General features: G+C 61.1%; 12 protein-coding genes and 1 pseudogene. 8 read left to right on the plus strand and 5 right to left on the minus strand.

Annotated features, from left to right (window positions below):
* Window positions 1-130: 130 nt before the first annotated feature.
* The 3 genes from AC1DXU_RS19290 (at window position 131) to AC1DXU_RS19300 (ending at window position 4,222) form a co-directional block, all read left to right on the plus strand.
* The gene (locus AC1DXU_RS19290) at window positions 131-1,372 is read left to right on the plus strand and encodes a glycosyltransferase (RefSeq protein WP_477371514.1); all 1,242 of its coding nucleotides are present in this window, start codon (window positions 131-133) and stop codon (window positions 1,370-1,372) included.
* A 220-nt stretch (window positions 1,373-1,592) separates the two neighbouring features.
* Window positions 1,593-2,762: a glycosyltransferase gene (locus tag AC1DXU_RS19295; protein ID WP_477371516.1), complete on the plus strand. Its 1,170-nt coding sequence runs from the start codon at window positions 1,593-1,595 to the stop codon at window positions 2,760-2,762.
* The gene (locus tag AC1DXU_RS19300; RefSeq protein ID WP_477371518.1) at window positions 2,759-4,222 is read left to right on the plus strand and encodes a lipopolysaccharide biosynthesis protein; all 1,464 of its coding nucleotides are present in this window, start codon (window positions 2,759-2,761) and stop codon (window positions 4,220-4,222) included. The genes AC1DXU_RS19295 and AC1DXU_RS19300 overlap by 4 nt, the downstream gene beginning before the upstream one ends.
* 225 nt (window positions 4,223-4,447) lie before the next feature.
* Here the strand turns inward: AC1DXU_RS19300 and AC1DXU_RS19305 are convergent.
* The 5 genes and pseudogenes from AC1DXU_RS19305 to AC1DXU_RS19325 all read right to left on the minus strand — a co-directional run.
* A pseudogene (locus AC1DXU_RS19305) lies at window positions 4,448-5,497 on the minus strand (polysaccharide pyruvyl transferase family protein); the annotation flags it as partial.
* 322 nt (window positions 5,498-5,819) lie between these two features.
* Window positions 5,820-6,614: a family 16 glycosylhydrolase gene (locus AC1DXU_RS19310; protein ID WP_477371520.1), complete on the minus strand. Its 795-nt coding sequence runs from the start codon at window positions 6,612-6,614 to the stop codon at window positions 5,820-5,822.
* Window positions 6,611-6,787: a hypothetical protein gene (locus AC1DXU_RS19315; protein WP_477371522.1), complete on the minus strand. Its 177-nt coding sequence runs from the start codon at window positions 6,785-6,787 to the stop codon at window positions 6,611-6,613. The genes AC1DXU_RS19310 and AC1DXU_RS19315 overlap by 4 nt, the downstream gene beginning before the upstream one ends.
* Before the next feature lie 112 nt (window positions 6,788-6,899).
* Window positions 6,900-8,189: a glycosyltransferase family 4 protein gene (locus AC1DXU_RS19320; protein WP_477371524.1), complete on the minus strand. Its 1,290-nt coding sequence runs from the start codon at window positions 8,187-8,189 to the stop codon at window positions 6,900-6,902.
* A 164-nt stretch (window positions 8,190-8,353) separates the two neighbouring features.
* Window positions 8,354-8,503, minus strand: coding sequence for a hypothetical protein (locus AC1DXU_RS19325; RefSeq protein ID WP_477371526.1), 150 nt, complete (start codon window positions 8,501-8,503; stop codon window positions 8,354-8,356).
* Between the two features lie 170 nt (window positions 8,504-8,673).
* Here AC1DXU_RS19325 and AC1DXU_RS19330 point away from each other — a divergent pair, with 170 nt between their 5' ends.
* From AC1DXU_RS19330 to galU, 5 genes are all read left to right on the plus strand, one after another.
* Complete coding sequence (locus tag AC1DXU_RS19330; RefSeq protein ID WP_477371528.1) at window positions 8,674-9,846, plus strand: glycosyltransferase family protein; 1,173 nt, start codon at window positions 8,674-8,676, stop codon at window positions 9,844-9,846.
* 13 nt (window positions 9,847-9,859) lie between these two features.
* Window positions 9,860-10,840: a glycosyltransferase family 2 protein gene (locus AC1DXU_RS19335; RefSeq protein ID WP_477371530.1), complete on the plus strand. Its 981-nt coding sequence runs from the start codon at window positions 9,860-9,862 to the stop codon at window positions 10,838-10,840.
* Window positions 10,840-11,784 (plus strand): glycosyltransferase family 2 protein, encoded by a 945-nt coding sequence (locus tag AC1DXU_RS19340; RefSeq protein ID WP_477371532.1) that lies wholly within the window; start codon window positions 10,840-10,842, stop codon window positions 11,782-11,784. The genes AC1DXU_RS19335 and AC1DXU_RS19340 overlap by 1 nt, the downstream gene beginning before the upstream one ends.
* Window positions 11,774-12,724 (plus strand): glycosyltransferase family 2 protein, encoded by a 951-nt coding sequence (locus AC1DXU_RS19345; RefSeq protein WP_477371533.1) that lies wholly within the window; start codon window positions 11,774-11,776, stop codon window positions 12,722-12,724. The genes AC1DXU_RS19340 and AC1DXU_RS19345 overlap by 11 nt, the downstream gene beginning before the upstream one ends.
* 76 nt (window positions 12,725-12,800) lie before the next feature.
* The gene (gene galU, locus AC1DXU_RS19350) at window positions 12,801-13,697 is read left to right on the plus strand and encodes a UTP--glucose-1-phosphate uridylyltransferase GalU (RefSeq protein WP_477371535.1); all 897 of its coding nucleotides are present in this window, start codon (window positions 12,801-12,803) and stop codon (window positions 13,695-13,697) included.
* Window positions 13,698-13,842: the final 145 nt, after the last annotated feature.

Below are 13,842 nucleotides of genomic sequence, written 5' to 3' on the forward strand. Positions count from 1 at the left end.
TTTTGATTGCTGCGGTGCAACATTTTTGTGGCAACGCAGCAATCAACGTGTATTCTATCCGTCTACATTAGGGCTTGTGCGACGCGGACCGCTTGGGGGTCTGGGCAAGCCCCAACCTTATGGGCGGGTCATGCGCGTGGGCTTTGTCGTGGGCGAATTCCCACTCCTTTCGGAAACCTTCGTTGTCGACCAGATGGCCGGGCTGCTGGCCCGGGGTTTTCAAATTGAGGTCGTGTGCGACAAGACCAAAGGTGACGACCGGATAGACCGGCAGAGCGAGCCGATGGCGACGCTGGTCGCCAGAACTCAGCATTGGTGGCGATGGGCCGGTGGTGTCAGCGCATTTGTATGCCGGTTGTCGCCGCGCCTGCGATACAAGGCTTCGACCGTTCTTGATATGGTTTTTGCACGCCGCCTGAACCGCTGCGACGTGATTGTCGCTCACTTCGGACAGAACGGCGAGAGAGCAGCGGCGCTGAAGAAATGGAAGTCCCTGAAGCCGCCGATCATAACCATCTTTCACGGCGCAGACGTCGCAATCCCGTCGCGTCAGGCCGTGCTGGCAACGCAATATGCCGGGCTCATCAAGCATGGCAGCTTGAATCTGCCGGTCAACGATTTCTTCCGCAAGATGCTGCTGGAAGCAGGTGCGTCCCAGGCGAACACCACGGTCCACCACATGGGAATTGATTCCCGCGAAATCAGCTATCGCTGGGAATCGTGGGAAGGCAGCCAGCTGATCGTGACGACGGTTTGCCGCCTGGTGGAGAAGAAAGGCGTCGAGTTCGCCTTGCGCGCCCTGGCCTCCCTGACGGCGTCCCATCCTGAGCTGAACTGGCGCTACGACATTGTCGGCGACGGTCCATTGCGGACGGATCTGGAGAAGCTGGCCGCAGAGCTGGGCTTGACCGGTCGCGTAACATTCCTTGGCAGCCTCCCCCACACGGAGGTGAAACGACGGCTTCGCATGGCGCATCTCTTTTTGCTGCCAAGTGTCACTGCCAGCGACGGCGACATGGAAGGCATTCCGGTCGCGCTCATGGAGGCCATGGCCGCCGGATTGATTGCGGTAAGCACGCATCACTCGGGAATCCCCGAGCTCATCGAGGATGGGGAGACGGGGTTGCTTGCACCCGAGCGAGACGTTTCAGTGCTTGCCGGCAAGCTTGCCTGGGCCGCCGAACATCCGCAGGAATGCGAGCGCATAGCGCTTGCCGCACGCCGCAAGGTCGAGGACGACTTCAACGCAGATGTTCTGAATGAACGTTTTGCGCAGATCGTTACCCAACTGGCCGCACCAAGCCTTGCACCTCAGCCTGCCAGGCCTCTAGGCGTTGCCGAGGGCCTGGTGGATCCTTCATCTGCCGGCTGACACTGCTCCTCGGGGCTGATCGGTATCCTCGCCGCGTCGAGGGAAATCTTGCTACGCTGCAGCAAAAATGTTGCAGTGCAGCAAGGCCTGTACTAATGTCCTCCTGGGTGGGCCAACAGCGGTAGAGTTTCATGCTGCATGTCTTGTGCCTCGGGCACCACGTTTTCCGCCCGGCGTTTGTCAGGGGCGAATCGACTCGCCGCACGAGCGCATCCTGCTGATGAAGATTTGCTTCGTAGTCGACAAATTTCCCTCATTGTCCGAGACTTTCGTTCTTGACCAGATAGCCGGCTGCCTTGAGCGCGGCATGGAGGTCGGCGTCGTCTGCAATGAGACCTCCTTTGGCAAAGACAGCAATATCGACGATGCGCGCTGGCAGGCGCTGCCTGGAAAGGTCGTGTGCTGGTGGGGTGGCCTGGGTCGCTATCGCCCGCTGCTCAGGAAGTGGTCCGGCAGGTTCTGGGATAAACTCTCGACCGCCATCGACATCGCTTATGCCAGCAAATTGCAGAACGCCGACGTGATCGTCGCCCATTTTGGCAACAACGGCATGCGCGTCGCCCGCGCCATCAAGCGCGGCAGGATTTCCGCCCCCCTGGTGACGATATTTCACGGCCGCGATGTCGGCGAGCCGCTGCATGACAACACGCTCGCGCGCTACAAGATTGTGTTCGAAAAGGGCGCTCTTCAGCTGCCGGTGAACGCATTTTTCCGCGATGCCTTGATCGAGGTTGGGGCACCGCCGGCGGAAATTGTGGTTCACCATATGGGCGTGCGGCCGAGTGAGATCGACTATCGGTGGCGGTCGTGGGAGCAGGCCACGCTGTCTTTGATCTCGGTCTGCCGCCTGACCGAAAAGAAAGGCATCGAATATGCGCTGCGCGCGCTCGCCGGCCTGCCGCGGCGCGACTGGGTCTATTCGGTGATCGGCGGCGGGGAACTGCTGGAGGAGCTGAAGGGAATCGCCGCAAATCTCGGCATTGCCGACAGGGTGACTTTTCTCGGGCCCCGTCCGCACAGCGAAGTCAAGCAGCGTCTGCGCGATGCCCATGTGTTCCTGCTGCCCAGCGTCGGCGCGCGCGATGGCGATCTGGAGGGTATTCCGGTTTCGCTGATGGAGGCGATGGCCACCGGCCTGACAGTGGTCAGCACCTATCACTCGGGGATTCCCGAACTGATCGAGGATCACAAGACAGGTTTTCTCGCGCCCGAGCGGGATAGTGCAGCGCTGGCCAGCAAACTTTCCTGGATCGCCGAGAATCCTGCGGCCTGCGAGCAGATCACCCTCGCCGCGCGCATGAAGATCGAGGCGGATTTCAACGCAGATGTGCTGAACGAACGTTTCGCACAGATCGCCATCAAGCTTGGCGAAACGAGGTTCAGTTCATGAATGCCAATCCGCCCCCCCAGTTCGGTCGTGTCGCCCTGCGCGGCGGACTGGTCACCATCGGCGCGCAAGGCTTCAAGATGGTGATCCAGTTTCTCTCCGTCATCTTGCTCGCCCGCCTGCTCGTTCCCGAGGATTTCGGCCTGGTGGCTTCCGTCGGGCCGATCGTGGCCTTTGTCGGCTTGCTTCAGAACCTCGGCCTCCAGCAGGCCGTGGTTCAGCGCAAGGACATCAGCGAGCAGCAGCTCAACCAGGTGTTCTGGATCAGTGCGCTGGTCGGGCTGGGCAGTGCCGTGGTGGTGGCCTGCCTGGCGCCCGCCATCGCCGCGTTCTACGGCGATCAGCGCATGTCCGGCATCACCCTTGGCTCCGCCTTGCCGCTGCTGTTCGGCAGTCTTGCCGCGGTGCCGCTGGCGTTGATGAACCGCCACCTGCAATTCGGCCAGCTGGCAATGAACGATGTGATAAGTGCTGCCGCCGGACTTCTGGCAGCCACGATCGCTGCCTATGCCGGTCTTGGCTACTGGTCGCTGGTTATCGGCCCGGCTGTTTCGGCGGTTGTCGCGCTTGCCGCCGCCTGGCAGGTGGCGCGGTGGACGCCGCAACGGCCGGATCTGAAAGTCGATGCCGACATATTGTCGTTCGGCGCCAATCTGACCGGCTTCAATCTCGCCAACTTCTTCTCGCGCAATCTCGACAACATTCTCATCGGAAAATATTCCGGCGCGATCGAGCTCGGCTATTACGACCGTGCGTATAAGCTCCTGCTGTTCCCGCTGCAGAACATCAACCAGCCGCTGACACGCGTGATGGTGCCGCTGCTCAGCCGCATCCATGAGGACAAGGCTCGGTTTCGTGACATCTATGTGCGGACCAACTGGATGCTGGCGGCCGTTACCATGCCCGGTATCGCGGCGCTGACGCTGACATCCGATCAGGTGGTGGGGCTTCTCTTCGGCCCGGGCTGGGCGCCGGTGGCGCCGATTTTCGCCTGGCTGGGCATCGCCAGCCTGATCCAGTCCGTCTCAAGCACCACAGGCTGGATATTCATCTGTCAGGGCAAGACCAAGACCATGTTCCACTGGGGCATCTATTCGTCACTGACGACGGTCGCCGCCTTCATCGTCGGCTTGCACTGGGGTGCCGTTGGCGTGGCCGCGGCCTATGCCATCAGCGGCTACGTGCTGCGCGTTCCCGTGCTTGCCGTACTGGTCCATCGCGTCGGCCCGGTGACGGCCGCCGACTTCCTGGTCATGCAGGGGCTTTTCATTGCCTCGTCCCTGCTCGCCTGGTTCGCTTACCACTGGCTGCCGGCGTCGCTGACCGGCCAGTCAGACCTGCTCGCGGTCTTTCTGGCGGTTGGCCTCAATTACGGGATCGGTCTCATTCTCATGCTTGCTCTCCCCCAGTCGCGCCGCGCGTTGTCCACCACCCTGTCCAACGCCGCGCGCAACATCCGCTGAGCGGCCGTCGATCAGCGGCGCCAGCAGGCTTGTGGCTGACATTGCCGAAGCATGCTCTTCGAGCACGGCCTGCAGGCTGGTCTTGCGATAGCGGTTGAGATTTCCCACAAATCTGCCGAGCTTTTCGCTCGCTTCCGCAACCGTCACCGTGTCGATGTCGAGCAGCACGTCGGCGACACCGATCCGCTTGGCCACTTCCTTGGTCTTGAACTCGTAGGCGATCGGCAGCACCGGCGTGCCGACACAAAGCGACATGATCATCATGTGCATGCGCGTGGCGACCACGAAGTCGAAGCCTTTGACCAGTGCCATCAACTGGTCCGGCGTGTGAAACGCAGCGTCCACGCTCACATGTGCGGCGATCTCCGGAGGGAGTTCGGCGACGATCGCCCGCGCGGTCTTGGAATCGTCATGGGCGTATTCCGGCACGCCCTGGCACGTGGAGACGAAGGTCACCTCCTTGCCATGGTCCCTGACCAGAATCGTCGCGATCTCGCGGATCGAATCGAGGTAGCGGCGCATGCCACCCTCACCGTCGCTGACATAGTTCCAGTGGCGGACGGAAATGGCGACGCGGCCGGTCGGCGCCGGCGGCTGGCTGGCGGCCAGGATTTTTCCGATCCTGTCGGTGTCGGCCAGGGCAAAGACGGCATCGGCCACCACGTGGCACTTGCCAAGGTCCTTCACCAGATCCTGGATATGGTTTTTGGACCGTTCGTCGCGCAGCAGGATGAGCGGGCTGCGGTCAAAGATCGGGCCCAATTCCTGGCGGTTGTAACTTTTGTTGAACGGGCCGAGGGATTGCGTGAAGAAGACCGGATCCTTGCCGAGCACGGCATCGAGTCGGAATTGATTGAGGCGTCTTTCGAGATTGTAGTTCTCGACGAGATAGGTCCCGCCAGTCGTGACCACGAGATCGGCGCCCGTGTAGATGTCGAGGCTGCGGCGGTCGCTCGCGCTGAAAAAAGTGCCAAGCGCGCTGCTGCCAAACCAGCGCAGAGCCCGAAGAACGAGCCGATTGTAGATCGGCTTGATCCGGTTCTTCAGCCCATCGCCATTCTTGTACTTGAACAGCGACTCCGACAGCAGCTTGTGAAATTCGAGGTCCGGATACGTCTTCTCAGGATAGAGCCTCGCCGCGACCTCGGGCTGGCTGTCGAAGATGAAGAACTGCAGGTCGTTGCCGGCGACTGCCTTGAGGATGTGTCGGATCGCCAGGAAAATCGCTGCGTCCCCGGTGTTCAGGCAGACTGTGTTTTCGACGACGATCTTCATGGAATTACCTCGTTTCGTCAGCAGGTCCGCGGCCAGGCCGGCGGTGCTCAGGACGGGAATAGTGACCGAAAATGCTGCACGCCAGGACGATCCCGATGCGGTCCGCGTCACGATTTAGGGCGTTGCACCGGGCTGGTGGCCAACGCACGGCCCGAGCGGCACTCAAGCAAGGCCGAGATTAACGCATCAATTTTGCAGCGCAACAAAAAAGGTACCACGTCGCGCCAAAAATGTTGCGATGCAGCATGGAATTGCACCGGCACGGCCGACCATCTGCTCGATATTCGATGATCAGCGGCTTTCGCTTCCTGGTTTTTTACCCTTACTGGCCGATATCGCTTCGCCTGTAACCGTGAACTGTCATGACCAATCTGTCCGAGGCAGCCATCGGCTCCCATTTGCCGGCCCAGCGTGTGTCCATGACAGCGCCTGCCGCAACCCATAGATCGAAATACGGCTTCATGGGCTGGCTTGGAAAAGCACCGTCTGCGGTGTCAGCCGGCGTAACCACAGCAGCCTCTTTGCCATCGATGAAGAAGGCAACACGTTTCCCGGCCTCATACTCTATGCCAAGGCGGTATCTCTTGCCCGACAGATCGCCAAGCAGGATCCATTTTACCCAAACGCTCTTGTGCTGGTTGTTGACATTCGCCCAGACGGTGAGCTGCAACCCTTTCGTACCCACGATCTCAAAATCGATTTCCTCATGGGCTTTGTCGTTAAATGTCCAAAGCGGGGCTGCGATAAGCCCTGGCTTCATCGTTGGGAGGGTTACGTCCACTTCCCACTTTGCCGATGAAAAATCGGATTTGCCGCCGGATATCACCTCAGCGGACGCTTTCTCGCTAACAGTAAGCTGAAGTGCGCCGTCGACGATTTTGACGTTCGCGGCCTTCCAGTCATAGCCTCCGAGCTTGGGCTCGCCCCACTGCGACGGCACGAAGGGATTGTTGTATTTCCAGAGCTGGAGCTTGACTGCCGACCAGTCGGGAAGCTTGTCGAGGGCAGCGTCCCCAGCTCCTGCCACGGCGCTCTCAGCCAGCACCTGTCCAGCAACCGATTGCACTGCCGTGGAGGCAGCCAGAAGCGCCAGGAGTTTTCTGCGTGTGCAATTCATGCTTGGCCTCCGTTGGCCGCCTTTAACCTTTCGGCGGCGACGATACTCAAGCCGGCCGTTCGATGCGGCTCTTCGGCATGTAGCAGCTTACGCGCCACCTTGATGGTTGAGCTGTGCATCAAGGATATGGCAATTTTTCGCCGCACTGCATCAAAAATGTTGCGAAGCAGCAATGCGCTCTCCTTGCCGTACCGTCCAGGAACAAACCGACCCCTTCCGATCGGCGGCCAATGCGCAATGATAAAGGAACCGCGGTCGCAACTTTCGGAGCGGTGCCCCGGGCGCTCAAGCCGCGGAGGCTCTCCGGATGCGGCGGGCCCGCCCCGGTGCATTCTGCCGGTTCGGCACAAACGGCGATGATACGGACGGCAAGGATTCAGCTGGCAAGGATTGGGGAGAGGAAACGTCAAGAGTCGGATCGAGTTGCGCCGGATCCGTGGCGCGCTCCAGCGCCACACGATCGTAAAGCGCATCGAGAAATGCGCCTGCGGGCCCGGCCGCAAACATGGTTTCCGCAGTCCTGCGGGCTTGGCGCCGCAGCGGGGCCATCAGTTCAGGGTGGCCGATATAGGTCTTCAACCGTTCAATGGCCAGGCAGGCAAGGCGCTCGACTTCATCGCGGAAATATTGGGCAAAATTCTCGTTGCCCCGGAAGTCGTATCCCGGGTTCCACCAATCGCCGACCTTGTTCAGTTTCACCGGCAATGAAATCCCGTTGACGCCGTCCTCGAGGAATTCCGGCAGAGCGCAGACCCTCGTTCCAAGAACCGGAGTGTGCTCGGACATCGATTCCAGCGCCGAATATCCGAACGTGTCGCCGAACGTGGCGAGGATGCCGAAATGCGAATTGCGCAGCAATTTCCGCACCTCCTGGTTTGGCAGCGCCCCGTGATGCTGGACGTTCTTCAGTTCGAGTAGCTTGAGATAGGGATCGAAGAACCCCGTAGTTGTCGGATCTGTCCATATGGGGCCGCCAACCTGGAGACTGGAGACGATGTTCACCCGGATTGGCAAATTCTGCTCCAACGCCTTTTCCGCGATCCTGACCGCAACACATCCGCCCTTGCGGCCGAAATGGGCGCCGACGAATGTCAGCACCAGTTCAGCTGCAGTGTCTTGGGACATCGCATCTTCCACCGCGGGCACGACGATGTTCGGGTGGCGGACCATCAGCTTTGCGGTCAGGAGGTCTAGCTGCGGATTTTCGGCATGCTGGGCCAGAAAACATCTGCGGGCAAAATGCGATAAGGCGATAACGCGGCGGCAGCCGGGGTTCGTGATCCGCGAGACCAGGTAACGCGCCACCAGTCCGCGTTTGCGAAGCGCGAACTGCCGCGGCAAATGGGATTCGAATGACATGATGTACTTCGAGGAATTGAGAGGTATCCGGTTGAACGCATGCACCATGTCAACGGACAGAGCAGGTTCGATCAGCGTCACGCCTTCCAGCTTCGACGAGACCAGGTTGAACGGCAGAAATCGCTGTCGCAGGATCGTATGTCGGGACGCTCGCGGCGTGACGAAACTGGTCGGATACTTGTCGTCATAGACGGCAATACGAAGAGACTTGCCCATACAGCACCCACCCGTATTCAAACAGTTGGCATCAGGGGTCTTCGCAAGCTATTCCAAAGGTGCAGCAGAGCTGCCATGCACTCGCCATCCCGCACTGCAACAGAATGCAAGCACGGATCCCCAAGCCAATTCAAAAGCCCAACTTCCCTAGGGTGAAGTCAACATCATTTTTTGTTGCGGTGCAACACAATATTAGCAATTGGTTTACCATGATCGCCGGTATAGGAATTTTGATGGCCGGCGTGATCGGATCGTGATTTTGCCGCGCGCGGGGCAAAATTGCCCGAAATTGCTGGCTCCGCATGTCGTGCCATTTCGTGCGGCTCCACCTGCGCAGCCACTTTTGCGCGTTACCGACTTCCGGCGATATGTTTGTGCGGCGCGGTAGAGGTGGCTAATTTTGCTACGCTGCACCAAAAATGTTGCGATGCAGCAAGAGCTGTACTACCATTCAAGTGGGTGGGCCAACAGCGATCGAGTTTTAATGCTGCATGTCTTGTACCTTGTGCACGATGTCTCCGACCCGGCGGTACGCCGACGGATCATAATGCTCAGGGCAGGCGGCGCCCGGGTCACACTGGCCGGCTTCCGCCGAACCGCGAATCCGATTGCCGATGTCGAGGGGCTGCAGCCGATCGACCTTGGCGCGACGCGTGATGGCCGATTCGGTCAGCGTCTGGCGGCGGTCGCCAAGGCGGCGGTCGCGATCGGCGCGAAACTCGCAACAATGCAAAGGCCGGACCTGATCATCGCCCGCAACCTGGAAATGCTGGCGCTTGCCCGGCGCGCCAAGTCGGCGTTCCAGGCAACCGTGCCGATCGTCTACGAATGTCTCGATATTCATCGCCTGGTGCTGCGCAACGATATCATGGGCAAGGCGATGCGCGGCGCGGAGCGCTACCTGGCCCGCGATGTGAAGCTTCTCGTCACCAGCTCTCCAGCCTTCATCGCCAACTATTTCAAGCCCTTTGGCCAGGTAGCAGCCCCTGTGGAGCTGATCGAGAACAAATATTTCGAAGCCGCACCCGCCTTGGTGGACGATAGGTTCAAGGCAGAAAATCCTGTCGCCCCGCCCTGGCGGATCGGCTGGTTCGGTGCGTTGCGCTGCCGCCGCTCGCTGGAGCTGCTGGCCGAATTCACCCGTCGGCTCGATGGACGTTTCGAGATCGTCCTCCGGGGGCGCCCGGCCCTGTCGGAATTTCCGGATTTTCACGCTTTCGTCGAGGCCGAACCCTGGCTCTCGTTTCGCGGCCCTTACCGCAATCCGGAGGATATGGCGGCGATCTACAACGAGGTGCATTTTTCCTGGGCGATCGACTTCTTCGAGGAAGGCCAGAACTCCGAATGGCTGCTTCCCAACCGGCTTTATGAGGGCTGCCGCTTCGGCGCCGTGCCGATCTCAATGGGCAACACCGAAACCGGGCGGTTCCTCAACCGGCAGGACATCGGCATCCTTTTGCCGCAGGCGACGCCCGAAGCGCTCGTGACAGCGCTTGGCAAGATGGAAGAGGAGCGGTTCGGCAAATTGAAGGCGCGCGTGCTTGACCGCAACCCGCGGACATGGAGCTACGATCGCAGCGATTGCCGGGCCTTCGTCGACAAGCTCCGCGGACTGGCTGCCGTGCCGAACTCTTTTGCTACCGAGGCGTTGGCATAGGATGGCGAAGAATATGCTCCCCTCAAACCTGATCGTCATACCGTGCCTGAACGAGGCTGCGCATATCGGTGCGCTGCTCGGCCAGCTCCGGCCTGCGGCCGAAAGGCTCGGCGCCCGCATCGTCGTCGCCGATGGTGGCAGCACCGACGGCACCTTGGCCATCGTCGAGGCAGTTGCCGCGCAAGATCCGCAGGTCGTCCTTCTCCACAACCCAAAGCGCATCCAGAGCGCCGCGATCAACCTCGCCGTCGCCGCCTTCGGCGATGGTGCGGATTATCTCATCCGCATCGATGCGCATGGCGGCTATCCCCAGGATTTCTGCGACCTGCTGGTCGAGGAGGCGCTGGCAACAGGTGCGGATTCGGTCGTCGTCTCGATGCTGACCAGCGGCAGCGGCGCGGTGCAGAAAGCGGTTGCCGCGGCGCAGAACTCCAAGCTCGGCACCGGCGGCTCCAAGCACCGGCATTTGTCGGCGGGAGAATGGGTCGACCACGGCCACCACGCGCTGATCCGGATCTCGGCCTTCACCGCCGTGGGCGGCTATGACGAGACGTTCAGCCACAATGAGGACGCTGAGCTCGACTATCGGCTGCGCCAGGCTGGCCACCGCATCTGGATGAGCGGCAAGACGCAGATGATCTACTATCCGCGCTCATCGCTGAAGGGCCTCTATTTCCAGTATCTCGGCTATGGCCGCGGCCGCGCCAAGAATGTGCTCAAGCACCGCATGGTCCCGAAAGTCCGGCAGATGATTCCGCTGCTGGTGTTCCCCGTCGTCCTGCTTGCGGCCTTGTCCTTCATCCACTGGCTGGCGGCGGTGCCGTTTCTGCTTTGGGCGGCGGTCTGCCTCGGCTATGGCGCTGTTACGGCCATCCGCCAGCGCAATCCTGGCCTCGCTTTGGTCGGCGTCTCGGCGATGGTCATGCATTTCGGCTGGTCGGTCGGCTTCTGGCTGCAGCTTCTCCGCGCCAGATTGCAACGCGGGGTGGCATGATGGCCGCGAAGAACCGCTCGATCGACATCTGCGTCTGCACGTTCCGGCGGCCGGAGCTTGCCGCCACGCTTCGTTCGATCGCTGCCATGGACATGCCTTCGGGGTTCGATGTCGGCGTCATTGTCGCCGACAATGACGATACGCCGACGGCGCAGGTGCTGGTGACGACGCTGGCTGCGGAATTGAAGCTGCCGATCCGTTATCGGCATGCCCCGGCGCGCAACATCTCGATCGCACGCAACGCCTGCCTTGACGCCAGCGCTTCGGATTTCGTCGCCTTCATCGACGACGACGAAACCGCATCGTCCGGATGGCTTGCCGGACTGGTCGCAACGGCCGAAGTGGACGACGCTACCGCCGTGCTCGGCCCGGTGCGGGCGCTTTATGGGCCCGACGCGCCGGACTGGATGCGCAACGGTGATTTTCATTCGACACTGCCGGTCTGGGTGCAAGGCGAGATCCGCACCGGCTACACCTGCAATGTCCTGCTCAGGATGGGTGATGACAGCCTTGCCGGCCGGCGCTTCAGCCTGGCGCGTGGCCAGACCGGCGGCGAGGACACCGAGTTTTTCGATCACATGGTCAAGGCCGGCGGCACGATCGCCTTTGCGCGGGAGGCCTGGGTCGAAGAGGTGGTGCCGCGCGCCAGGGCCGCCTTCGACTGGCTCAGCCGCCGCCGCTTCCGTTTCGGGCAGACGCATGGCCATTTGTTGGGAAGCAATGCGCACGGCGTCCGGCGGGTCAAAGAGGTCGGCCTTGCATCGGCGAAGGCGGCTTTCTGTTTCGCCGCCGCAATCGTGACCGCCGTCAGTCCGGTGCGCCGGAACCGCAGCGTGCTGCGCGGCATCATGCATGTCGGTGTCGTCAGCGGTCTCGTCGGTGTCCGCGAAATTCGCCAGTACGGCCTGTCCTCGCCGCAGCAAAGGGGCAAGCGTGCAGCCTGACGTCAGCTTTGTCATCGCCGCCTACAACGCCGAGGCAACACTCGGCCGGGCAATCGACAGCGCCATCGCCCAGAAGGATGTCTCCGTCGAGATCATCGTCGTCGACGACCAGTCGCGCGACAGAACGCTCGATGTGGCGCGGTCCTATCCGCAAGATGTCGTGCGGGTCGTGGCGCTTCGCGCAAATCGCGGTCCCGGCGGCGCCAGGAATGCCGGCCTCGAGCTTGCCAGCGGCAGGTGGGTCGCGGTTCTCGATTCCGACGATGCCGTCTATCCCCAGCGGATTTCCGCCATGATCGCGCGCGCGGAAAAGACGGGTGCTGAGATCGCTGTCGACAACCTCCAGGTCGTGCGCGAGGACGGTGTGGCCGAAGACACCATGTTTCCGGCCGACTATCTGGAAGGTTTGCGGGAAATCTCGCTGGCCGACTTCATCGGCGGCAATGTGGTTTTCGAATCGAAATTCAATTTCGGCTATCTCAAGCCGATCTTTCAGCGCCGGTTTCTGAACGAAAACGGGCTTCGTTATGATGAAAATTTGATCATCGGCGAAGATTACATCCTGCTGGCCAACGCTCTGGCCAAGGGCGGCACATGCGTGGTCGAGCCGACGACCGGCTATGTCTACCATATCCGCACCGGCTCCATTTCGCGCGTGCTCGAGCTTCATCACGTCGAGGCGATGCGCAAGGCCGATGCCGTCTTTGCTCAAACTCATTCGATGGACCCGGAGGCGCAAGCCGCCTTCGCCAGGCGCAGCCGCAGCCTGCGCAAGGCGGCATCGTTTCTGTCGCTGGTCCAGCACATCAAGGCGCGGTCGCCGCTCAAAGCGATCCGGACCGCGCTTAGTGATCCGGCAGCGGTCCGGCATATGAGCATGCCGATCGCTGTCCGGTTGAAGAGGGTAGCGGCACAGTTCGCCGTGGGCATGGGGAGGTGAAGAATGTGGGCAGGTGAAGAAATGGTTTTTCGTAGCCAGCGATAGTTGAAGTCGATCCTCTCAAAAGGAATATGCGATGCAGAAAGTCAGGAAGGCAGTCATACCGGTGGCGGGGCTTGGAACACGGTTCCTGCCGGCGACCAAATCGATGCCGAAGGAGATGCTGCCGGTCGTCGACAGGCCTGTGGTCCAGTATGCGGTGGACGAAGCGTTCGAAGCCGGCATCGAGCACATCGTGTTCGTCACCGGCCGCAACAAGGCTGTCATCGAAGACTATTTCGATCTGCACCCCGAACTGATCGGGACGCTGGAACAGACCGGCAAGAAAGCACAGCTGCAGTCGCTTGAAAGCCTGCTTCCGGTGGCCGGCGCCACCAGCTTCATCCGGCAACAGTCGCCGCAAGGTCTCGGCCATGCCGTGTGGTGCGCGCGCGAGGTCATCGGCAATGAGCCCTTCGCCTTGCTGCTCCCGGACATGGTGTCCTTTGGCGGCCGCGGCTGCCTCGCCGAAACTGTCGATCTCTACCAGCAGACCGGCGGCAACGTCATCGCCGTCGAGCGTTGCGAACCGAGCGAGACCAGCAAATATGGCATCGTTGGGCGTGGCGCCGAGGTCGGCACAGGCTTCGAGGTGACGGCCATGGTCGAGAAGCCGGCGCCCGCCAATGCGCCGTCGAACTACTACATCAATGGCCGCTACATCCTGCAGCCCGAGATTTTCTCGCTGCTGAGTAACCAGCAGCGCGGCGCCGGCAATGAAATCCAGCTCACCGACGCCATGGTTCGCCTGGCGCAGAGCCAGGCCTTCTTTGCCCAGCCTTTCAACGGCCGCATGTTCGACTGCGGTTCGAAGGAAGGCTTCATCGAGGCCAACATCGCCTTCGCGCTGGCGCGCAACGACATGAAGGGCCCGATCTTCGAAATGCTGCAGCAGTTCGTGCGGTCGCATGAGCGCCAGGAAGAAGCCGCATAATGCCCATCTTTTGGGAGCATAGCGTGTCGACGCAACACATGCTGCCGCGCTTGGCTGGCACTCTATCTGGCATGAAGTTTGCGTCGCATGCTTTGCCCCCGATCTTCGAGGCCTCGGAGCAGATGGGGCCCGACCCCATCTTGCT

The organism is Mesorhizobium sp. P3_A10 (assembly GCF_056403175.1).